This window comes from uncultured Microbacterium sp. (assembly GCF_947488465.1).
GTDB lineage: Bacteria > Actinomycetota > Actinomycetes > Actinomycetales > Microbacteriaceae > Microbacterium.
The window spans coordinates 290,496-312,275 of the sequence record NZ_CANKZA010000001.1 but is presented as its reverse complement, the minus strand read 5'-3'; the positions used below and the strand labels follow the sequence as shown (position 1 = coordinate 312,275).

The 21,780-nt window shown below is 68.2% G+C and carries 21 protein-coding genes and 1 tRNA gene; 14 read left to right on the top strand and 8 right to left on the bottom strand.

All coding sequences use genetic code 11. The annotated features are described in order from the left end of the window. Window positions 1-85 precede the first annotated feature (85 nt). The 4 genes from Q0653_RS01450 to Q0653_RS01435 are packed head-to-tail and all read left to right on the top strand — an operon-like array spanning window position 86 to window position 3,264. Window positions 86-778, top strand: coding sequence for an NTP transferase domain-containing protein (locus tag Q0653_RS01450; RefSeq protein WP_298741629.1), 693 nt, complete (start codon window positions 86-88; stop codon window positions 776-778). Window positions 779-822: 44 nt separating this feature from the next. Further along, window positions 823-1,761 carry a hypothetical protein gene (locus Q0653_RS01445; RefSeq protein ID WP_298942084.1) on the top strand — a complete coding sequence of 313 codons (939 nt, stop codon included), beginning with the start codon at window positions 823-825 and terminating at the stop codon, window positions 1,759-1,761. 4 nt (window positions 1,762-1,765) lie between these two features. Then, window positions 1,766-1,975 (top strand): hypothetical protein, encoded by a 210-nt coding sequence (locus Q0653_RS01440; RefSeq protein ID WP_298741633.1) that lies wholly within the window; start codon window positions 1,766-1,768, stop codon window positions 1,973-1,975. Next, window positions 1,972-3,264: an aminoglycoside phosphotransferase gene (locus Q0653_RS01435; RefSeq protein WP_298942082.1), complete on the top strand. Its 1,293-nt coding sequence runs from the start codon at window positions 1,972-1,974 to the stop codon at window positions 3,262-3,264. Before Q0653_RS01440 ends, Q0653_RS01435 begins: the two co-directional genes overlap by 4 nt. 4 nt (window positions 3,265-3,268) lie before the next feature. Here the strand turns inward: Q0653_RS01435 and Q0653_RS01430 are convergent, their stop codons facing one another. Beyond that, the gene (locus tag Q0653_RS01430) at window positions 3,269-4,543 is read right to left on the bottom strand and encodes a CDP-glycerol glycerophosphotransferase family protein (protein WP_298942081.1); all 1,275 of its coding nucleotides are present in this window, start codon (window positions 4,541-4,543) and stop codon (window positions 3,269-3,271) included. 64 nt (window positions 4,544-4,607) lie between these two features. On the opposite strand from Q0653_RS01430, the gene Q0653_RS01425 reads away from it, so the two are divergent. Continuing rightward, window positions 4,608-5,699 carry a glycosyltransferase family 2 protein gene (locus tag Q0653_RS01425; RefSeq protein WP_298942080.1) on the top strand — a complete coding sequence of 364 codons (1,092 nt, stop codon included), beginning with the start codon at window positions 4,608-4,610 and terminating at the stop codon, window positions 5,697-5,699. A gap of 13 nt (window positions 5,700-5,712) precedes the next feature. Here Q0653_RS01425 and Q0653_RS01420 read toward each other — a convergent pair whose 3' ends face one another. The 3 genes from Q0653_RS01420 to Q0653_RS01410 are packed head-to-tail and all read right to left on the bottom strand — an operon-like array spanning window position 5,713 to window position 9,964. Further along, a complete protein-coding gene (locus tag Q0653_RS01420) occupies window positions 5,713-7,161 on the bottom strand; it encodes a CDP-glycerol glycerophosphotransferase family protein (protein WP_298942079.1) in 1,449 nt (482 codons plus the stop codon). Next, window positions 7,158-8,390 carry a CDP-glycerol glycerophosphotransferase family protein gene (locus tag Q0653_RS01415; RefSeq protein WP_298942077.1) on the bottom strand — a complete coding sequence of 411 codons (1,233 nt, stop codon included), beginning with the start codon at window positions 8,388-8,390 and terminating at the stop codon, window positions 7,158-7,160. Before Q0653_RS01415 ends, Q0653_RS01420 begins: the two co-directional genes overlap by 4 nt. Window positions 8,391-8,440: 50 nt before the next feature. Further along, window positions 8,441-9,964, bottom strand: coding sequence for a trypsin-like peptidase domain-containing protein (locus Q0653_RS01410; protein WP_298942075.1), 1,524 nt, complete (start codon window positions 9,962-9,964; stop codon window positions 8,441-8,443). Between the two features lie 100 nt (window positions 9,965-10,064). On the opposite strand from Q0653_RS01410, the gene Q0653_RS01405 reads away from it, so the two are divergent. Further along, window positions 10,065-11,273, top strand: a complete 1,209-nt coding sequence (locus Q0653_RS01405) for an aminotransferase class I/II-fold pyridoxal phosphate-dependent enzyme (RefSeq protein WP_298942073.1) — start codon at window positions 10,065-10,067, stop codon at window positions 11,271-11,273. Here Q0653_RS01405 and Q0653_RS01400 read toward each other — a convergent pair. Then, window positions 11,257-12,072, bottom strand: a complete 816-nt coding sequence (locus Q0653_RS01400; protein ID WP_298942071.1) for a carbon-nitrogen hydrolase family protein — start codon at window positions 12,070-12,072, stop codon at window positions 11,257-11,259. The two genes, Q0653_RS01405 and Q0653_RS01400, sit on opposite strands and share 17 nt — an antisense overlap. Next, the gene (locus Q0653_RS01395; RefSeq protein WP_298741650.1) at window positions 12,069-12,581 is read right to left on the bottom strand and encodes a DUF6328 family protein; all 513 of its coding nucleotides are present in this window, start codon (window positions 12,579-12,581) and stop codon (window positions 12,069-12,071) included. Before Q0653_RS01395 ends, Q0653_RS01400 begins: the two co-directional genes overlap by 4 nt. A gap of 84 nt (window positions 12,582-12,665) precedes the next feature. On the opposite strand from Q0653_RS01395, the gene Q0653_RS01390 reads away from it, so the two are divergent. Then, a tRNA-Met gene (locus Q0653_RS01390) sits at window positions 12,666-12,739 on the top strand. A gap of 61 nt (window positions 12,740-12,800) precedes the next feature. On the opposite strand, the gene Q0653_RS01385 is transcribed toward Q0653_RS01390, so the two are convergent. Next, entirely contained in the window at window positions 12,801-13,187 is a 387-nt protein-coding gene (locus Q0653_RS01385) for a MarR family transcriptional regulator (RefSeq protein ID WP_366521947.1), read from the bottom strand. A 156-nt stretch (window positions 13,188-13,343) separates the two neighbouring features. On the opposite strand from Q0653_RS01385, the gene idi reads away from it, so the two are divergent. The 7 genes from idi to Q0653_RS01350 are packed head-to-tail and all read left to right on the top strand — an operon-like array spanning window position 13,344 to window position 18,839. After that, window positions 13,344-13,892: an isopentenyl-diphosphate Delta-isomerase gene (idi, locus tag Q0653_RS01380; RefSeq protein WP_298942066.1), complete on the top strand. Its 549-nt coding sequence runs from the start codon at window positions 13,344-13,346 to the stop codon at window positions 13,890-13,892. After that, on the top strand, window positions 13,889-14,950 hold the full coding sequence (locus tag Q0653_RS01375; RefSeq protein ID WP_298942064.1) for a polyprenyl synthetase family protein: 1,062 nt from the start codon (window positions 13,889-13,891) through the stop codon (window positions 14,948-14,950). The genes idi and Q0653_RS01375 overlap by 4 nt, the downstream gene beginning before the upstream one ends. Continuing rightward, on the top strand, window positions 14,947-15,807 hold the full coding sequence (locus tag Q0653_RS01370) for a squalene/phytoene synthase family protein (RefSeq protein ID WP_298942062.1): 861 nt from the start codon (window positions 14,947-14,949) through the stop codon (window positions 15,805-15,807). Before Q0653_RS01375 ends, Q0653_RS01370 begins: the two co-directional genes overlap by 4 nt. Then, window positions 15,804-17,336 carry a phytoene desaturase family protein gene (gene crtI / locus Q0653_RS01365; RefSeq protein WP_298942060.1) on the top strand — a complete coding sequence of 511 codons (1,533 nt, stop codon included), beginning with the start codon at window positions 15,804-15,806 and terminating at the stop codon, window positions 17,334-17,336. Before Q0653_RS01370 ends, crtI begins: the two co-directional genes overlap by 4 nt. Further along, window positions 17,336-17,665, top strand: a complete 330-nt coding sequence (locus Q0653_RS01360; RefSeq protein ID WP_298741662.1) for a lycopene cyclase domain-containing protein — start codon at window positions 17,336-17,338, stop codon at window positions 17,663-17,665. Before crtI ends, Q0653_RS01360 begins: the two co-directional genes overlap by 1 nt. Continuing rightward, a complete protein-coding gene (locus Q0653_RS01355; protein ID WP_298741664.1) occupies window positions 17,662-17,967 on the top strand; it encodes a lycopene cyclase domain-containing protein in 306 nt (101 codons plus the stop codon). The genes Q0653_RS01360 and Q0653_RS01355 overlap by 4 nt, the downstream gene beginning before the upstream one ends. Further along, on the top strand, window positions 17,964-18,839 hold the full coding sequence (locus tag Q0653_RS01350) for a prenyltransferase (protein WP_298942057.1): 876 nt from the start codon (window positions 17,964-17,966) through the stop codon (window positions 18,837-18,839). Before Q0653_RS01355 ends, Q0653_RS01350 begins: the two co-directional genes overlap by 4 nt. A gap of 27 nt (window positions 18,840-18,866) precedes the next feature. Here the strand turns inward: Q0653_RS01350 and Q0653_RS01345 are convergent, their stop codons facing one another. Further along, window positions 18,867-21,764, bottom strand: coding sequence for a UPF0182 family protein (locus Q0653_RS01345; RefSeq protein WP_298942055.1), 2,898 nt, complete (start codon window positions 21,762-21,764; stop codon window positions 18,867-18,869). Window positions 21,765-21,780: the final 16 nt, after the last annotated feature.

The window sequence follows — 21,780 nt, the reverse complement described above, 5'->3', positions numbered from 1 at the left end:
CAGGTGACTTCGCTACCATGACAAGCGGCACGAAGAAGTGTCCTTTTGTCAAACCGACAATGAACACCTTCCTCAGGAGCACCCCTTGACTCTTCAGACTGTCATCCTTGCGGCCGGAATGGGCTCGCGACTGGGCCGAAGCCTGCCCAAACCGCTGACCGAGCTCAGCGACGGCCGCACGATCATGCGCCAGCAGCACGACAACATCCGTGCGGCATTCGGCGACGACGCGCGCATCACCACGGTCGTCGGCTACCGCGCCGAGACGGTCGTGGAGGCGTTCCCCGATGTCGACTACGTCTACAACGAGCGGTACGACCAGACCAACACGTCCAAGAGCCTGTTGCGCGCCCTCCAGGCCACGGGCAAGGGCGGCGTGTTGTGGATGAACGGCGACGTGGTCTTCGACCCCCGCATCCTCGGACGCGCGATCGAACTGATCGAGCGCAAGCAGTCCTTCGTGACGGTCAACACCGCCAAGGTCAGCGACGAAGAGGTCAAGTACACCGTCACCGCGGAAGGCTTCATCAACGCGCTGTCCAAGACCGTGCGTGGTGGCATCGGTGAAGCGGTCGGCATCAACTACATCTCCGCCGCCGACAAGCGCGCCTTCATGGCGCAGCTCGCGCGGGTCGATGACCAGGACTACTTCGAACGCGGCCTGGAGCTTGCGATCGCCGAGAACGCCCTGCTGCTCGAGCCGCTCGACATCTCCGATCTCTATGCCGTTGAGGTCGACTTCGCCGAAGACCTCGAACGCGCGAACTTGTACGTCTGATCGCTCAGCGCTCCCCCAGCGCGCGCTCCTAAGATCGATGCGACATGGCCAAGGTTCCCCGCATCCACTCGTTGCCCGCTGATTCCCCCTGGGACGGCGGGCTTCCCCCGCACGGCTCCCCGGAGCATCCACGTGCCATCCGCGCGCTCGATCGTGTGCTGCAGGTGCAACGCCCGGCCGTCGTCGCGCACCTGCGCAGCATCCGGCTCCGACACCCCGATGCCAGCACGGCGGACATCGCGCGCATGCTCGAGCGCCGCTATCTTGCGGCGGTGACGACCGGCGGTGCCGCCGTCGGCGCCACCGCCGTGGTACCCGGGATCGGAACAGGCGTCACGTTGGCGCTGAGCGGCGTAGAGACCATCGGCTTCCTGGAGGCCACGGCCCTCTACGCGCAGTCGATGTCGGAGCTCCACGGCATCCCCGTCGAGAACCCGGATCGTGCGCGTGCGCTCGTGCTGACCCTCATGCTCGGCAAGGAGGGCGTCGACCTCGTCGCCCAACTCAGCAAGCAGATCACCGGGAAGGGAGTGACGCGGGACAAGTACTGGGGGGAACTGGTCACCAAGTCACTCCCCCGGGCAGCGGTCGGGCCGCTCGTCGACCGGCTGAAATCCACGTTCGTGCGTCAGTTCGCGGCGAAGGGCGGGGCGTCGGCCCTCGGCAAGGCGCTCCCCTTCGGGATCGGCGCTGCCGTCGGCGGCACCGGCAATCATCTTCTCGGCCGCCGCGTCATCGTCGGTTCGCGCCGCGCGTTCGGCATGCCGCCGGGACACTATCCGGCCGAACTCGAGCCCCGCGAGGGCGCCCACACGGTGGAGCGGGTGGCCGCCGACAGCGTGCTCCGCGCCGGTGGCGCCGTCGTTGCCGGTGGTCGGCGGGTGACCGGTGCCGTGACGCAGGCCGTCGGCACCGCCGTGAATACCGTGACCCGCCGCAGGGAGACGGCCACCGACGTCGCGCCCGCGACGCAGGCAGAATAGGCCCATGGGGATCTTCCAGAGCCGCCCCGAAGAGCCGACCGAGTGGGGCGGACTTCCGTCCGAACCGTGGGAGCCGGCCGAGGCCGCCGAGATTCTGCCCCCGCCGGTGGATGATCTCGGGATCCTCGGCGCGGCCGGAGTCGCCATCTCCGTTCCCGTGGAGGTCTATCTCGACCGGGCCCAGGCCGAGGAAGAGCCTAAACTCAACGGATGACCCTCGATCGCACACTGGAGTGCCTGACAGCGTGGTTGCCGCGCCAGCGGTGGTTCACGGCCGGTGCCATGCCGCCCCGGCTGCGCCTGCTGGCCGACCGAATGCTCGCGCAGGATGACGAGAACGCCCGCGTGCGCGTGCTGGTCGTCGTCGACGATGCTCCGACACGGCCGATCGTGTACCAGGTTCCGCTCGTTGAGCGAACCGCCGCGCGGGAGGTTTCCGCGGCATCCGTCATCGGCGCGCGGGACGACGGCCGCGTTCTGATCGACGGCCCGCACGACCCCGCGTATACGCGTGCGCTCCTCACCGAACTCGGCCTGCAGCCGGACGATGTGGAGGCCGAGGTGCTCAGTGGTGAGCAATCCAACACGTCGATCATCTACCGGTCACCCTCTGCTCCGCCGGTGATCTGCAAAGTGTTCCGCCCGCTGAATCCCGGCCTCAACCCCGACATCGAGCTGCAGACGGCGCTGGCCGATGCCGGGTCAGCGCATGTTCCGCGGGTGCTCGGCCGGGTCGACGGATTCTGGCGCTCGCCGACGGACGCGACCGTCACGTGGGAAGGATCGGTCGCATTCGCGCAGGAATTCCTGCCGGACGTCGAGGATGCCTGGCGAGTCGCGCTGCGTGCCGCGTCGACGAGCGCCGATTTCCGTGCCGAGGCAGCAGATCTCGGCCGCGCGACCGCCGACGTGCACCGCGACCTCGCCCGGCTGTTCCCGACCGCTCCCCCCGATGCTGCTGCCCGGGCGACCCTGGCCGGCGCGTGGGCGCGTCGCCTGTCGATCGCGATCGACGAGGTTCGGGAGCTGCGGAGCATCGCGCCCGCGATCGAAGCCGTCTACACCGCGGCGACCGCAGGCCCGTGGCCCGACCTGCAGCGTGTGCACGGGGATTACCACCTCGGCCAGGTGCTGTCCTCACCCGAACGAGGATGGGTCGTTCTCGATTTCGAAGGCGAACCGATGCGCCCGATCGCCGAGCGACGCGCACCCGATCTCGCACTTCGCGACATCGCGGGCATGCTGCGTTCGTTCGACTACGTCGCCGGATCGCTCCGCCTCGACGGCCGCGGCGACCCCGAGGTCGCCGACGCCTGGGCGCGCGCGGCCCGCGCGGCATTCCTCACCGGCTACGGCGATTCATCGGGCGCCCAACCGACCGGATCACTGCTGGACGCTCTCGAATTGGACAAGGCCGTCTACGAGACGATCTACGAAGCACGTCATCGCCCTGCCTGGCTTCGCATCCCGCTGAGCGCCGTCGAGCGCCTCGTCGCCCGCTGACGCGTCACTCGTCGTCGAGGTCGGCTTCGTCCTGATCCGGTTCGTCGATGTCGTCCACAGTGCGCAGATGCCAGGTCTCCCACCGGTCCATGAGCTCGGAGATCGCCCCGTGGAAGCGCGCGGTCGCCGCTCCGGGCGCGGTCTCGCCGAAGTAGTGGCGCACCCATCCCTCGAGTCGCTCGACAGCCGCACGGTCTTCCTGCAACCGGCGTACGGCCGAAACGATGCCAGCGGATGCCGCCGCATCCAGCCATTCGGCGTCGGACAGGTAGCCGTGGGTATCGACGACAGCCTCGGGATCGAGCGGACGAGTGACCAGCAGCGGCTTGTCGGCCGCCAACCGGTCGTACACCATCGCCGAAATGTCGACCACCGCGACGTCTGCCGCCGCGAGCTGCCACCCGAGGTCCGGACGATCGTCGAAGACGTGCTGCGCGGCCGGGTCGGCACGATTGGCGGCATCGATCGCGTCGACGATGCGCTGATTCGCCGCGCCGTATTCGGCATCCACCACGCCCGAGCGCGGGTGAGGGCGATAGATCAGCCGATGATCCGGGGACGCCAAGAGAGCCGCCGCGAGCGCTTCGCCGTGCGTGCGGATCGACCCGTAGTGCGCCGACGGTCGGTCTCCCTCCCACGTGGGCGCGTAGAGGACGACCGTGCGCTCATCGGGCGAATAGGGCAACGTCCCGGAATAGTGATCGGCTTGCGGCCTGCCGATCGGGATCGTCCGCGCGGCCACGTCGTAGTCCCAGAGCACACGGCCGAGCCGCTCCCGCGCAGCGTCACCAGCGACCAAGGCGTAGTCGTACCCCTTGAACTGATTGGTGGTCATGTACATCTTGTCCGACTCGCCGTGGTTGATGAACACGTGCCAGCGGTGCCCGTACCGGAACATCTGGAAGTTGCGGGTGTTCTGATTGACGTAGAGGACGATGCGGATGTCCTGCTCGGCGAGATACGCCTCGAGGGAGCGGACCGTCGGAGTGAACGCGACCGGCAACGCGCCGTCAGTGAGCAACGCGCGCGCGCCCGTGGGATTGCGGCTGAGGACGACGACCGGCCATGTCCGCGCGAGTTCGGCCAGGGGTTTGTACCACTGGCGGATCTGGTACATGTTCACGGCGCCGTCGGCGAAGTACACCGCGATACGGAAATGCTGCGCGGGCGGGACAGGGGCGCCGGCGAGGTGCCCGCGCACGTCGTGGGCCGCCACACGGTTGTTGACTGCCTTTCGCACGAGTGCGAGTGCTTTCCGCCCGTCCGAAATGATGCCCACTCCTCCAGCCTAGCCAGCTCGGCACCCTCCTCGGGAGGGCGCTGCGCCATGGCATGATCGACGGATGCAGGAAGACGAGCCGCGCGCGCGGGATGCCGCCTCTGTCCCACCGGGGTCAGGCGTCACCTTCGTCATGCCGGTCCTCAACGAGGAGGCGTATCTTGCGCGGGCCGTCGCGAGCGTGCTGGCACAGGACATCGACGGTCCCCTCGAGCTCATCCTCGCGCTCGGCCCCTCGACGGACGGCACCGACGCGATCGCGCGCGCGCTCGCCGAGGACGACCCGCGCGTGCGTCTCGTGGCGAATCCGGAGGCCGACATCCCGGTCGGTGTCAACCGTGCGATCCGCGCCGGCACCCACCCCACGGTCGTGCGCGTCGACGCGCATTCCGCGCTCGAGCCGGGCTACGCGCGCCGTGCGCTCCAGACACTCGACCGGACCCGCGCCGCGAACGTCGGCGGGGTGATGCGCGCCGAGGGTCAAACACCCTTCCAACGCGCGGTCGCGGGCGCCTACAACTCGCCGATCGGGCTCGGCGGAGGGGCGTACCACTCCGGCGGGGAGGAGGGCCCGGCCGAGTCCGCCTACCTCGGCGTCATGCGTCGTGCGGTACTGGAGGAGGTCGGACTCTTCGACGAGTCCCTGCGGCGCGGCGAGGACTGGGAACTCAATCTCCGCATCCGTCGCGCCGGGTACCGCGTCTGGTTCGATCCCGCTCTGTCGGTGACGTATTGGCCGCGCGACAACTGGGCGAAACTCGCGCGACAGTTCCGCTCGACGGGCACCTGGCGGGGCGAACTGGTGCGCCGTTACGGCCGGCGCAATTCGGTCCGGTTCTTCGCACCGCCGGCACTGGTTCTCGTCGTGGCCGCCGCCGTCATCGTCGCTCTCCTGCACATCACGGGCGTCCTGGGTGGCCTCTGGGCGCTCGCGGCATCCGTCGTTTACGTGCCGCTCGTCGCCTACGCCGTGCTCATGATCGGATACGTCTGCTCGCCGGCTGCCGTCCCCGGAGTCCGCGAGCGCGCGTGGACGCTCGTCGTCCTCCCGACCATGCATCTCGCCTGGGGCATGGGCTTCGTCATCGGAGCACTGCGTGGCGCACGGGAGAACATCGACACCTCACGGCTGCAGCGCAACACGCCGTTGCCGTGATGAGACCGCGATGTCAGGCCCGGTCCACGAAGCCCTGATCGAGGATGCGTGCCACGACACGTTCGGCGGCGTGGCCGTCGTCGCGAGTGTTGAAGCGCTCACGCCACCGGCGATAGCGGTCGCGGTAGCGCTCGGGCGCGTCGGGGTCCGCGAGCGCCGCGTGCAGCTCGTCCTGCGTGGCGACGACGGGACCAGGGGCATGCGCAGCGAGGTCGAAATAGAAGCCGCGCAGTTCGCCGCGGTAGTGATCGATGTCGGGGGTGAAGAAGTAGATCGGTTTGCCGGTCGCGGTGAAGTCGAACATGACGGATGAGTAGTCGGTGATCAGCGCATCGGCAGCCAGCAGCAACTCCGAAATGTCGGGGTATCCGGTGACGTCGATCACGCGCTCCCCGCCGGTGTCGGAGCCCGGCAGGAGGGTCCGCGAGTGACCACGCACGAGGAGGGTTGCACGGGCCGCACGTGCGAGCCGCGACAGATCGAGAAAATCGACCATCTGCTCACGGTCGTCGCGCCAGGTCGGCGCATACATGATCACCCGTTCGCGTGGTCCGATGTTGAGGGCCGCGCGGGCGGCTGCCGCATCACCCGTGATGAGCACGTCATTTCGTGGGTATCCCTCCACCCACACCGGGCGCCTGAGGAAGGCGTATGCCTTGCGGAGAATGCGCGCTCCGTAGAGGTTCTGGGCGAGGAGGACGTCCCAGCGCCGCCCTTCGCGCACCACCGCGACCATCCGCCGCGGATCGAAGCCCGGACGGTGCAGCGCCAGCTTCTTCAGCGGCGTGCCGTGCCACGTCTGCACGACGATCTGTCCCGCGCGCCGCGCGTAGCGTCGCCGCAACCAGTCGTTGACCACCAGCAGCCGAGCCGAGCCGCGCGCCCGCCACCAGTCCGGGCTCCCCTCGATGACCGGGATGGCGCCCTCGGGCACGTCGACCGACAGATCGACCACACTCCAATACCGACGGACGCCGGGCGCTACCCGTGCGAGTTCCCGATCGATCGCCCGCGGGTTGCATGACGCGTTGCGACCGTAGAAGCTCTCGAAGAACACCGCGTTCTCCAGCTCCACCGGGCGCGTCGCATAGCGGCGTTCGAGTGCATCCTGCCCTTCGCCGGAGTCGTAGGCGGGATCGATCGGCGGGCCGAGGATCAGGAGACCATTCGCGAGGGTCGCACGCAGTGTCTGCGTCATCGTGAGCGGGATCGCGGCGATGTCGGTGACTGCGCCGCCATCGACGCGCACCCGGTACTCCCCGGACGGCAAGGGATGCGGCTCACCGCCCCACCGTGCGACATGGAGAGACAGTGTCGCCCGCCAACCCGCCCCGCGGGCGGAGACGTCGGCGTGCACGAGGGCACGACGCCCGGTCAACTCGACAACGGTCGGGGCAGGACCGTCCCCGTCCAGCGTGAGCATCGGCACGGGATCGACGTCGATCCGAGCGGTAAGCGTCATGACTCTCTTTCCATCAGTGCGCGGATCCGCGCGTAGACCCGCTCCGTGTTTCGACCGTCCACGTAGGCGTGCACGCGCGAACTCAGGCGCGCCGATCGCTCGATCCGCGCGGCGCGGTGGTTGTCGTCCGTGAGGACTCTGCGCAGCTCCGCGATGACCGCATCCCAGTCCTCGGCCGCATCCGCTCCGGCGACCTCCTCGTAGGTGCCGTAGAAGCCACGACGTCCCGCGTAGTCGGCGAGGTCCGGAGCAAGGAACACGGTCGGCAAGGGCACGAGAGACGCGTCGAAGGCGAGCGACGAGTAATCCGTCACGAGGACGTCCATTCCGGGAAGGAGCGGGGTGACGTCGGGGACGACATCGCTTCCCAGCGCGCGCACCCGATCGGATCCGTCGGGGCTCGCGTACTCGCCGGCACCGAGGGGGTGCGAGCGAACGAGCAGCATCGCGCCGGTCTCCTCGAGCACCTCGACGATCTTCGCCCAGTCGGCAACAGTCGGAATGGCCGGGTCGGGGGCGCCGTCGCGCCAGGTCGGCGCGTACAAGATGCGACGGATGCCGGGCGCGGCCGGACCAGTCAGGCGCGTGAGTTCCGCCCGCGCGGTCTGGCGTCGCTCGCCCGCGCTCCCCCTCGAGAGCACGTCGACGCGCGGCTCGCCCACCACCGGGACCCGGCCTTCGGACACTCCGAACGCCGATTCGAGGCGGCCCCGGACGAGCTCCGACGCGGCGGGGAGTATGCGGATGCGCGCTTGCGTGCGACGGTAGAACCCCCGCAACACCCCGCTCAGAAGGGGCAGGGGGCTCTGGGTCGTCACCGGCGAGTCGAGTCCGATGCGCTTCAGGGGGATGCCGTGCCACAGCTGCACGATGATGCCGCTCGTGGCGGCGTAACGGTTGACGTCTCCGAACCCGTGGGTCACAACGATGACCCGCGCTCGCGCCGTCCACCAGAACCCGCGTAGCGAGGCCTTCGGCGTGTGCGCAATGCCCCGGCGGTCCGCTTCACGAGCCTCGGCGGGCGTCGCGGTGAGCCACACCGCCCGCTCGCCGGCGTCGGCAGCGTGTCGCCACAGGGCCCAGGCTCCGTCGGTGATGCCGGCCGCGCACCCGAAGACCCACAGGTCGCGGCTGCGCGGGACGACGGCGGTCACGAGACGCCCCGCCGCGTACAGCGGAATGCGCAGAAGCTTCCCGGCGTTGCCGGCGCCGAAAGAGAAGGACGCCACCCCGCGAGCCTATCGCGCGGGGTGGCGTCCTTCTTCGCCGGATCCGTGGCCTACGGAGTGAGCGTGCCGAGCGTTACGTCAGCCGAGAGCGTCTTGCCGTCGCGGAGATAGACGACCGTCGCCGTGCTGCCGCCGGCGAGCGCGCGGACCTGCGCGGTCAGATCGGTCGCATCCGTGACCGGGTATCCGTTGAAGGACGTCACGACATCACCGGCCCGGAGTCCGGCGTCGGCCGCCGCTCCACCCGCGGTCACCTCGCTGATGTATGCACCGGCAGTGGTCGCGTCCTCTCGCGTGGCGGCGTCTCCGACCATCGCGCCCAGCAGCCCGTGGGTGGCCACGCCGTCGGCGATCAGCTCATCGGTGACACGCTGGACGATGTTCGACGGGATCGAGAACCCGACACCGATGGAGCCGGACTCGCTGGAACTCGCCCCGCCCGCCGTCGCGATCGCCACGTTGATGCCGATGAGCTTTCCCTCACCGTCGACGAGCGCGCCGCCGGAGTTGCCCGGGTTGATCGCCGCGTCCGTCTGGATGACCGCGATCGAGATCGAACCGGCTCCCGAGGAGGGTGCCTGGCCCTGACCGTAGTCGAACCGGAAGGGCGACTCGCTCTCGCCGTCCTCCTCTTCCTGCTGAGGCGCATCTCCCTCGGGCGCCGCGGACGATGCGATCTGGATCGACCGGTTCAGCGCGCTGACGATACCGGTCGTCACGGTGTTCGCCAGCCCCAACGGAGCGCCCACGGCCACCGTCTGATCTCCGACGTTCAGGTTCGACGAGTCACCGAACTCGATCGGGGTGAGTCCCTCGGCATCCACCAGCTTGATGACGGCAAGGTCGTACGTCGGGTCGGTGCCGACCAGCTCCGCCTGGTAGACGGTGCCGTCGGAGGTGGTGACGCTCAGCGTCGGGTCGGAGGTTTCGCCGTCGAGCGTGACGACGTGCGTGTTCGTGACGACGTAGCCGTCCTCGGTGAGCACGACTCCCGAGCCGGTGCCGCCGGACGAGCCCGACGACGCCGAGATCGTGACGACGCTCGGCAGCACCTTCGCGGCGATCGCCGTGGTCTGGTTCACCGAGTCAGTGTTGTTGACCGTCACCGTGCCGGCCCCCGTGGTGACCACCGTCTGGGACGACGGGAAGAACGAGGCGCCTGCCGCCGCGCCACCGAGACCGGCTGCACCACCGACGAGGGCAGCGGCGACCATGATTCCGACGATCTTTCCCGCGCCGACCTTGCCGGACGCTGCGGCCGGCGCGTCCGGCGCCGCCTGCACCGCGGAAGGGTACGGCGACGTCGGCGACGCTCCGTAGGGCGCCGTGGGTGCGGTCCCGAAACCCGGCTGCGCATACCCGCTTCCCGCCGGCGCCGTGTAGGGCGCCTGCGTGGCGTAGGACGCGGCGTCCGAGGCCGGCGCCGACGCTGCGGCTGCCGCCTGGGCGGGCACCGGAGGAACCGGCGGGATCGCCGCCGCCGGGGGCGACTGCTCGCCGGCTGCCGGAGCGGGCTGCGGAGTGGTCGGTTGCGCGTCGGACGGCTGATCGGTGGAGGGCGTGTGTTCGCTCATCGGTGTTTCCTTCTTCCCAAGACACCTTCAGGATGCCCCGCGATTCTGTGCGTTCCTTATGCCCGCGCCCCCATCAGCCTATGCATGTAGCGTGAGCGGGATGCGAGAGATTCCGGGGGCGTGGCGGCGCACCGCAATCGGTGCCGGACTGTTGGACGGACACGGCAGGGCGGCGCCGACGATCTTCGCCGAGATGTCGGCGCTGGCCGCCCACACCGGCGCGATCAATCTGGGCCAAGGGTTTCCGGATGAGGACGGCCCGAGCGACGTGTTGGATGCTGCCCGCGCAGCGATCGCCCATGGCGTCAATCAATACCCGCCAGGCCTCGGCATGCCCGCGCTCCGCCACGCGATCGCGGCACACCAACAGCGCTTCTACGGCCTGCAGGTCGATCCGGAACGTGAGGTGCTCGTGACTGCCGGCGCGACCGAAGCCCTCGCGGCGACGATTCTTGCGCTCGTCGACGGGCCGGACGACGAGATCGTCGTGTTCGAACCGTACTACGACGCTTATGCGGCGCTCGTCGCTCTCGCCGGCGCCCGTCTGGTCCCGGTCCCGCTCGCCTGGCCGACGTTCCAGCCCGACATCGAGGCGCTCGGTCGTGCCATCACCGATCGCACACGGCTGATCCTGGTGAACGATCCGCACAACCCGACGGGGGCGGTCTTCTCGGCCGAAGCACGGGCCGAGATCGTCCGACTCGCCGATCGTCACGGGGCGATCATCGTGACGGACGAGGTCTACGAACATCTCGTCTTCGACGGTTCCCACGTTCCGTTGGCGTCTCTGCCGGGAGCCGCCGAGCGCACTGTCTCGATCTCGTCGGCGGGGAAGACCTTCTCTACGACGGGGTGGAAGATCGGATGGATCACCGCTCCCGCCGAGCTCGTCACCGCGATCCTGTCGGTGAAGCAGTTCCTCACCTACGTCAACGGCGCCCCGTTCCAACCCGCGATCGCTGTCGGACTCGCACTTCCCGATGCGTTCTTTACCGGTGCCGCCGACGCTCTGAAGGCGAAAGCCGAACAGTTGGGCTCCGGGCTGCGCGCCGCCGGATTCGCCGTCTCACGTCCGGCGGGATCGTATTTCACCGTTGCCGATGCCGATCCCTTCCTCGGCCCCGACGAGGATGCCGCCGACTTCTGCCGCGCGCTCCCCGCGCGGGCAGGGGTGGTGGCGATCCCGCTGACGGCGTTCGTCGGCACCGAGCGGTCAGCGCAATACCGCACCCTTGTCCGCTTCGCGGCGTGCAAGAAGCCGTCGGTGATCGCGGAGGCATCCCAGCGACTGGCTACCCTCGCCCGCTGATCCCCTCGCGCGGGCGCACGTCGAAGCGCCGGAGGGCGAGTGCCGGGTTGACGAGGCGGACCTGTTCGACGGTCTCGACATCGACCCACGCAATCGCCACGTCGGTGGCGGTGCCGACCCCTGCGATCTCCACACCCTGCGGATCGACGATCATCGAGGCTCCGACGCCGAGCGGCGGCGGGTGATCGGCCCCCGCGACGTAGACGGTGTTCTCGATAGCGCGGGCGTGGAGCAGCGTGCGCCAGTGGTGTTCCTTCATCGGTCCTCGCACCCATTCCGCTGCCACCAGCACGACGTGCGCACCGGCGTCGGCGAGCGTGCGCGCGACCTCGGGGAACCGCAGGTCGTAACACGTCATGAGGGCGAACCGCACGCCGTCGACCGCGAAGGTCTCCGGTGCGACGATCTCGCCTGGCTCCACCCAGTCCGATTCGCGTTGGCCGAACGCGTCGTAGAGGTGCACCTTCCGGTAGGTCGCGCGCACTCCGTCTGCCCCGACGGCGATGACCGTGTTGCGGACGTGCCCGGCCACCGGTGAACGCTCGAGCAGCCCCGCGACGATGACGAGATCGTGAGCCTGTGCGATCTGTGCGATCCCCTGTGTGAACGGGCCTCCGATCTCCTCGGCGTGGGTCGCCAGTGAGTCGTCGAACGGATGGATGAAGTAGCTCGAGTACTCCGGGAACACCACGACTCGAGCACTGCGCGCAGCGGCCCGCGCCGCGAGTTCATCGATCACGCGAAGGTTGGCGTCGGGATCCGTCGTCGGCGCGAACTGCGCGACGGCGATCGCTGTCACGACCGGCTCCGAATGCGCAGCACCGTCGGGATGATGACCCACAGCACCGTCACCAGAAGCCCCAAGACGATGCCGGCCGTCCACGCAGCGGTATCGCCCAGCACGACGTCGAAGACGAACGCCACGACGCCCACGAGCAGGAGCGAGACCGTGACCAGCGCCGTCACGAGAGCGGCATGCCCGTACGCGACCACGATCTGCTTTTCACGACGTTGGAAGAGGATCCGGTGCAGTGCCACGGGAGCGAGCGCGATGATGGCGCTGAGCGCGGCGAGCACGACGAGAACCAGGTAGAAGGTCCGCTGCGCGTCGCCGAGATCGACGAAGCCCGGCTGGAACGCGAGCGCCAAAAGGAATCCGGTGAGGATTTGGGTGCCCGTCTGCAGAACGCGCAGCTCCTGCAGGACGTCGATCCATTGACGATCTGACCGCTCGTTGGGGCTCTCGTCACGCCCGTCGACACGGTCGTCGCCAGGCGGGCGGTCGCGCGCAGGAGGGGGGGATGCCATGCCCTCATCCTCGCCTGCACACCGTCGCGACGGCAACCGCGGTTCAGCAGTGCCGCAAACCCGTGCTAGAGTAATTCCTTGTGACGCGGGGTGGAGCAGCTCGGTAGCTCGCTGGGCTCATAACCCAGAGGTCGCAGGTTCAAATCCTGTCCCCGCAACGAAAGAAAGGCCCTGTGATCGGGAAACATCCTGATTACAGGGCCTTTCGCTTGCGTCCGATCACTTCGCGGTCAGTGCGCTGGACATGTCGCCGAGGAATCGCACGATCGCTCGCAGCTCGTCGTCGGTATAGGCAGCCATCCCCTGGCGCATGCGCCCGAGAAGCTCCCCGAAGTGTCGATAGAAGTCGGCGCGCGCGACATCGGTGACGACGACGATGCGGGCACGCCGGTCACACGGGTGTGGGCGACGCTCCACATGGCCGCTGGCACTCAGACGGTCCAGGAGCTTCGTCGTCGAGGCGGTCGAGATCGCGAGGTGGCGGGCGATGTCCTGCGGCTGGACATCGTGACCGGAGCGTTCGCGCATAATGAGCATTCGGAGCGCAGCGACGTCGGTGGCGTTCATGTCCATGTCGCTGCGCATCCCGCCGTGCATCTGGTCCATCGCATCACTGAAGACCTGGACCGCCTCTAGTGTACGAAGCACGAGAAGACCACGCTCGTCGTCGGGTATCCATCGCTCTTGCATCGTTGGACACCCCCTGATCCATTCTGTAGCATTCCAGATATCGCTAGATAAACTAGCGAAAAAGGAGGAAAGATGACAGACCTGGATCTGGTCGTTCTGCTCGACGACAGCGGGAACGAAATCGGCACGGCGCCGAAGTCCAGCGTCCACGGCAGTGACACCGCCCTTCATCTCGCCTTCTCCTGCCACGTCCTCAACGCCCGAGGCGAAGTACTCGTGACACGTCGCGCTCTGGCGAAGAAGACCTGGCCCGGTGTCTGGACCAACTCGTTCTGCGGCCACCCGCGCCCGGCCGAGCCCGTGGCTACCGCTGTGCACCGTCACGCTGGCCATGAACTCGGCCTGTCGATCCACGGACTCGAACTCGCACTCCCTCTCTTTCGTTACCGTGCCGTCGATGCCGAAGGCATCGTCGAGAACGAAATCTGCCCGGTCTACATCGCGTATGCCGACGCCGAGCCGGAGCCCAATAAGGCCGAAGTCATGGATTCGCGCTGGGTAGACCCCGCCGAACTCGCCTCCGCCCTGTCCGCGACACCGTGGGCTTTCAGCCCCTGGCTCGTGCTGCAGGCTGAGCAGCTGCACCTGTTCGACGCCCCCCGATTGCGTCACGCCTCATGATTGCCCTTCCCCCGGACAGTGCCGCCCGTGTGGACGCAGCGATCGATCGGAGCCTCGCGCGACTCAGCGCGCGCGGTGCGCGCTACTCGCCCTCACTCGCACATCTCGTGCAGGCGACGACGCTGGCCGCGGACGGCGGCAAACGATTTCGCCCGGCGCTGGTCGTGGCCTCGTTTCGCGCGTTCGGCGGCGACACCGAAGAGCTGCCGGCCATCTGGGACGTCGCGGCGGCGTTCGAACTGCTGCACACGGCCTTCGTCGTGCACGATGACGTCATCGATCGCGATGTCGAACGTCGAGGCGTGCCGAACGTGTCGGGGAGCTTCCGTCGGCGCGGCGAGGATGCCGGAGCCACCCCCGACAATGCCGCACTCCTGGGGAGCGCGGCCGGCGTTCTCGCGGGTGACCTGCTGCTCTTCGAGACCGTCCGCCTCATCGCCTCGGCGCCGCTGAGCGAACCGCATCGCGATGGCCTTCTCGACCTCGTGGACGACGCGGTGCTGCGCTCGGCGGGCGGGGAACTGCGTGACGTGGAGCACGCCATCCTCCCGCGCGTTCCCGACGCCGACGAACTCCTCTCCACCGCGTACGAGAAGACCGCGGTGTACTCCTTCGAGGCCCCCATCGCCGCCGGCGCCCTCCTGGCCGGTGCCTCCCCCACGCAACGCGCGCAGATGAGCGATGCAGCCGGCCGCCTCGGGCTGGCCTTCCAACTGGTCGACGACCTCATCGGCACGTTCGGCTCTCCCGCCCAAGCCGGCCGCGCAGCCGGCGCGGACCTGCGCGAGTCGAAGCGGACCACGCTGATCGCCCTCGCTCAGCGCTCCCCCGATTGGGCCCGCGTGAGCGTCGCGCTCGACCTCGCCCCCACCGGACCCATCGCCATCCGACGGGCGCAGAAGGTCCTCACGACGAGCGGCGCGCGCGCGGCGCTGGTCGATCTGATCGCATCGATGATCGAGCAGGCCCGGGTCGTTGCGGCCGACCCCGTGCTCCCCGCCCCCGCGGTGGAACTCCTGGCCGGCATCGCCGACCGCGTTGAGAAGCGGATGCCGTGACCACCTCACTCCGCACCTACAACAGCGCCGCGCGCGAAGCCTCGGCGACCGTCATCGGGGAGTACTCGACCTCCTTCGGGCTCGCCGCCCGGCTCCTCGGCGCGCGACCTCGGCCTCATATCCGCACTGTGTACGCCCTGGTGCGGATTGCGGACGAGATCGTGGACGGGGCGGCCGCGGAAGCGGGCCTGGATCCTGCGACCGTGCGGCGCGTTCTCGACGAACTCGAAGCCGAAACCCTCATCGCCCTCAGCCGAGGGTTCAGCACCAACGTCGTCGTGCACGCCTTCGCCCTCACGGCACGAGAGTGCGGTATCGGTGGCGACCTCATCCGTCCGTTCTTCGCCTCCATGCGCACCGACCTCGACGTCTCCACCCATGACCCGGCATCGCACGACGCGTACGTCTACGGGTCGGCAGAAGTCGTCGGCCTGATGTGCCTGCACGTGTTCATGAACGCGGGTGCCGCACTCACGGTCACGCCCGATGACGCCCTGGTCACCGGAGCACGTCGGCTCGGCGCCGCGTTTCAGGACATCAATTTCCTGCGCGACCGCGCCGTGGACTCTGACATCCTGGGGCGCGACTACCTGGGTATGGACGGCCGCGCGGTGACCCGCGACGACGTCCTGGACCGCATCGATGCCGATCTTTCCGCCGCGGCGGCGGTCATCGATGATCTGCCGGCCGATTGTCGGCGCGCGGTGCGCACGGCTCACGACCTCTTCGCAGAGCTTGCCCAACGCTTGCGTCATGCCGAGAACCTCGACGTCCGAGTGCGGGTACCGGGCCTGAAGAAAGCTGCCATCGCTGCCCGCGCCGCGGTGGCCGGCGGAACGCGAAAGGTCAACGAGTGAACGTCGTCATCATCGGAGGCGGCATCGCCGGCCTCGCCACCGCGGCGCTCCTGGCACACGAAGGCCACAGCGTGACACTCGTCGAAGGACGCGACGAGCTCGGCGGACGCGCGGGGTCGTGGGAACAGGACGGGTTCCGTTTCGACACCGGCCCCAGTTGGTACCTCATGCCCGAGGTCTTCGAGCGGTTCTTCGAGCTGCTCGGGACCTCAGCGGCCGCGGAACTCGACCTCGCGCCACTCACCCCCGCCTACCGGGTCTACGCCGAGCCCACCGGCGACGGCCCGGGCGAACGGGTCGACGTCATCAGCGGGCGAGACGAGGTCCGGGCGCTCTTCGAAGAGCGCGAGCCTGGGTCGGGAGACCGCATCGAGTCCTACCTCGATTCCGCCGGCGAGGCCTATGACCTGGCCGTCTCCCGCTTCCTCTACGATTCCTACGCCACGACGGCCGGATTGCGCGATCGCGAGGTGCTGCGGCGACTGCCGCAGTTGGCACCGCTGCTCACGACCTCGCTCTCCCGACACATCGAACGTCGCTTCTCCGAGCCCGTGCTGCAACAGATCCTCGGGTACCCCGCCGTGTTCCTCGGCGGTTCACCGTACGGCGTGCCGAGCCTGTACCACCTCATGAGTCACCTCGACCTGACGCAGGGCGTGCTGTACCCCGCCGGTGGATTGACCGAAGTCATCCGCGCGATCGAGGGGCTCGCGCGGCGGGCGGGGGTGAAGATCCGCACAGCGGCGCCGGTCGCGCGCATCGTCACCGCGGGGCGTCGCGCCACCGGCGTCGCTCTCGAATCCGGCGAGATCATCGCGGCGGATGCGGTGGTTTCCACGGCGGATCTCCACCACACCGAGACCGCGTTGCTTCCCCCGGAACTGCAGACCTACCCGCAACGGTGGTGGGACAAGCGCACCCCCAGCCCCGGCGCACTCCTCGTGTTGCTCGGGGTCGACGGGGAACTCCCGGAGCTCGCCCACCATACCCTCCTGTTCACGCGGGAGTGGTCGGAAGGCTTCGACGCCATCTTCGGCAATGACCCGCGCATCCCCGACCCGGCGTCACTCTACGTCTGCACTCCCAGCATCACCGATCCGACGGTCGCACCCGCCGGGTCCTCGAACGTCTTCATGCTGGTCCCGATCCCCGCGGACCCCTCGATCGGCCGCGGAGGAATCGACGGTGACGGCGACGCGCGCGTGGAGCAGGCCGCCGACCGTGCGATCGCACAACTGGCGCAGTGGGCCGGCATCCCGGATCTCGCCGCGCGCATTCGTGTGCGCCGCACCATCGCCCCGGGCGACTTCGCCCACGATCTGCACGCGTGGCGGGGCAACTCGCTGGGGCTTGCCCACACGCTCGGTCAGAGCGCGATGTTCCGCCCGAAGAACGCGTCTCGCCGTGTGTCCGGACTGTACTACGCGGGAGCGTCGGCTCTGCCCGGGATCGGGCTGCCGATGTGTCTCATCTCAGCGGAGCTGGCCGTCGAACGCATCCACCGCGACGCCCCGGCCGCCGTGCGCTGATGCCGGGCCTCTACCTCCTCGCGATCGTCGTGTCCGCGGCCGGCATCGCCGCGCTCGACGCCCGGTTCCGGCTCGCCTTCTGGCACCGCCCCGGCCGCGCGGCGCTCGCCGTCCTCGCCGGAACACTGCTGCTGCTGGTGTGGGACCTCGCCGGCATCGCGGCGGGCGTCTTCGTCAAGGGCGACAGTCCTCTGCTCCTCGGCATCGACCTGGCGCCGCATCTGCCGGTGGAGGAACCGTTCTTCCTCGCGTTCCTGTGCCAACTCGCTCTCACCGTCTGGGCTGCCGCGGAGCGACGCGGTGCCCGGCGACGGGAGCGGATGCCGTGACCTACGCGTTGCTGATCGTTCCGTTCGCGGTGCTCACCCTCCTCGTGACCCTCTCCACGGTGCGCCGCCCCCGATTCGGCCGCCGCATGGGGTCCTCGGCGATCGCGGCCTTGGTCCTCATCGCGCTTACCGCCGTGTTCGACAACATCATGATCGCCGTCGGCCTGTTCACCTATCCTCCCGAACATCTCTCGGGCATCCGCATCGGTCTCGCGCCGCTCGAGGACTTCTCGTATCCGCTCTGCGCGGCCTTCGTGGTCCCGGCGGTCTTCACCCTGCTCTCACGGGAGCGTGACGCATGAGCACGGCAGGAGTGCTCGGGCACCTGATCGTCTCCTCCCGCCCGGTGAGCTGGATCAACACGGCCTACCCGTTCGCGGCCGCCTATCTGCTGACGACCCGGCAGATCGATCTCACCCTGATCGTCGGCACCGTGTTCTTCCTGATCCCCTACAACCTCGCGATGTACGGCATCAACGACGTGTTCGACTACGAGTCGGACCTCCGCAACCCGCGCAAGGGCGGGGTGCAGGGGGCCGTGCTCGATCGCAGCCTGCACGCGGTCACGCTCTGGGCGGCCGGCCTGTCCTGCCTGCCCTTCGTCGTCTATCTCGTCGCTGTGGGCGGTCCCCTGTCCTGGGTCGTTCTTGCGGCGAGCCTCTTCTTCGTCGCGTTCTACAGTGCGCCGCCGCTCCGCCTCAAGGAACGGCCGTTCGCCGATTCGATCACGAGCAGCATCCACTTCTTCTCCCCCGCCGTCTACGGATTGGTCCTCGGCGGTGCGACGGCGGATCTGTCGCTTCTCCTCCTCATCGTCGCGTTCGCCCTGTGGGGCATCGCCTCGCATGCGTTCGGCGCTGTGCAAGACGTCGTCGCCGACCGCGAGGCGGGGATCGCGTCGATCGCGACGGCACGCGGTGCGCGCTGGACCGTGCGATTCGCGCTGGCCTGCTACGCCGCGGCGGGGCTCACCATGCTCGGTGTCAGCTGGCCCGGGCCGCTCGCGGCCGCGATCGTCCTCCCGTACCTCGCGGCAGTCTGGCCGTACCGCAACCTGTCCGACGCCGAGGCGGAGCGCGCGACCACCGGATGGCGGCGCTTCCTCTGGATCAACCAGCTGGCGGGGTTCCTCGTCACGCTGTTGCTGATCTGGTGGTGGCTGCTCACCGACTGAGCCGCCACCACCGGATTCAGCGGATCGTCACTCTCCGGAGAGGGAGAGCAGCTGCGTCACGGCTGCGGTCAGGCGAGCGTCAGCCTCGGCGAACGCAGCCAGATCGCCGGACTTCAACGCGGTGTCACGGTCGAGCATGGCCTGCTGCGCGTCGGCGAGAGCAGCCTGGAAGGCGATGCTCGTGCTGCCGGTACCCCCACCGGTCTCGCCGCCGGGATCGGCGGACTCGCTCGGCTCAGGCGCCGGGGTGGCATCGCCATCGCCGGCGTTCGCCCCGGAGTCGCCACCGAACAACGTGTCCAGCGCGCCCTGCAGCGTGTCTTCGAACGCGACCTCGTTGCCGAAGGCCACGAGCACCTTCTGCAGCGTCGGCAACTTCGTGGAGCCCGACGACTGCACGAACACCGGCTGCACGTACAGCAGACCGCCACCGACCGGCAGCGTCAGCAGGTTGCCGTTGAGCACCTCGGACTGGCCCTGCTTGAGGATGTTGATGAACGCGGACACGCTCGGATCGGCATCGAAGGTGTTCTGCACCTGGCCCGGTCCGGGAACGGGAGTCTCGGCATTGATCTCCAGCATCCGGAGCTTGCCGTAGCTGTCGCTGCGCGTACCGTCGGCTGCGCCGGCATCGGAGTCGACGGACAAATACCCCATGAGGACGTTCCGTGTGTCTTCACCGCCGGGGATGAAGGTGGTGAACATGGAGTAGGTCGGCGCTTCCTGGCCGGGCATCTGCATCGTCAGGTAATACGGCGGCTGCAGAACCTCGAGCTCGGACACGGGGTCGTTCGGCGTCTTCCAGGCGTTGTCGCGCGCGTAGAAGGACGCCGCGTCGTCGACGTGGTACGTGCCGAGCATCGCGCGCTGCACCTTGAACAGATCCGTCGGGTAGCGCACGTGGCTCATCAGGTCACCGCTCATCTTGCTGATCGGCTTGAGCGTCGACGGGTAGACCTTCTGCCAGGCCTGCAGCAGCGGGTCGGTTTCATCCCACGCGTACAGCGTGACCGAGCCGTCGTAGGCGTCGACGGTCGCCTTCACCGAGTTGCGGATGTAGTTGACGTCGTCCAGCGCCACGCGCGGTGCCGTGTTGGTCGTATCGCTGATCGCGTCACGCAGACTCACGATCGACGAGTACGGGTAGTCGGCGCTGAGCGTGTAGCCATCGACGATCCAGACGATCCGTCCATCGACGACCGACGGATACGGGTCGTTGTCGAGCTCCAGGTAGGGCGCTGCCTTCTGCACGCGCGCGACCGGATCACGGTCGTAGAGGATCTGCGAGTCGTCGTTGATCCCGTCGGAGAACAGGATGTCGGTCGCCTGGAACTTCAGCGAGTAGATCAGCCGGTTGAAGATGCTGCCCACGAGCGGGCCGCCGTCACCGGTGAAGGTGGTCTTGGTCTGGGCGGCACCGTCCTCACCACGCGGGTAGTCGAGCTCGATGTTCTCGGAGCCTTCGGGAGCTCCCACGATGGAGTACAGCGGCGAGGTTTCTCCGAAGTAGATCCGCGGCTCGTAGTCTTCACCGTCGGTCAGGTCACCCGTGGTGGGGATGCCGCGCTCGACGAACACGGGGTTGCCGTCTGCGGTGCGTTCGTTGCCCTTGGCCGCGACCATTCCGTAGCCGTGCGTGTAGACGAGGGTCGTGTTGTACCAGGACGCGGCGTTGCCGAGCTGTTCGAGATTCAGCTCACGCACGGACACCACAGTGTCCTGCGATTCGCCGTCGATCTGGTACCGGTCGACATCCAGCGGATCGGTGAACTGATAGTAGGAGCGGTACTGCTCGAGTTGTCGCACCGTGGGTGAAATGATCGCCGGGTCCATGATGCGGATGGAGGCGGTGGTGTCTGCGTCTTCGCGCAACTGGCCGGGCTCTGCGTCGGTCACCGCCTGGAAGTCGCTCTTTTCCAGCCCGTCGATGCCGTAGGCCTTCTGGGTGGCGTCGATGTTGCGCTGATAGAACTCGCTCTCGAGCGTCTCCTGGTTCGGACGCACCTGGATGTTGGAGAGCACCCACGGGTAGGCGATACCGACGACGAGCGACGAGACGATGAGCAGGCCGGTCCCGATGAGCGGGAAACGCCAGCGGCCGATGACCGCCGTGACGAAGAACAGCACCGCGACGAGGATCGCCGCCACAGCGAGGATCGTGAGACCCGGAATGATCGCATTCACGTCGACGTAGGTCGCACCCGTGATGCGCTCGCTCTGCGTCGTCAGCGTCTTGAATCTGTCCAGCCAGAGGCTTGCGGCCTGCACGAGCAGGTAGACACCGGCGAGAATCGCCAGCTGGATGCGGGCGGGCTTGGAAATGCGCAGTTCACCCTGTCCGACCCGGATCGATCCGTAGAGATACGTCACCAGCACCGTGACGACGAGGCACACCAGGATGACGGCAGAGACGAAGCCGAGCAGCGAGGAGAAGAACGGCAGCGAGAAGAGGTAGAACCCGGTGTCCATCTGGAACTGAGGGTCGAGGTCACCCGAATCGACCCGGTTCATCCACAACCACACGGTCTCCCACTGCGCGGATGCGGCGAAGCCGGCGAAGAATCCGAAGAAGATCGGAATCCCCCACATCGCCAGGCGGCGGAGCGGCTCCACCACCTCTTGATAGTGATCGAGCTGCGAACTCAGTCGCGCGTAGACGGGGCGCAAGCGGTAACCGAGCTGGATGGCCAGGAACACCGGTACCGCCATCGCGACGAAGCCGACGAGGAACGTCACGACACGCGCGGTCCACTGCGTCCACAGCACACTCGCGAAGCCGAGTTGATCGAACCACAGCCAATCGGCGTAGAGGCTGGCGAAGATGAAGAACGCCACGACGATCACCGCGATCACGGCAAGCGTGATGCCGATCGCACGTCGGAAGGGACTGGGCGTGGCCTGGGTCGGCGCTGAGGTCGTGGTCACTGTTCCATCCTAAGCG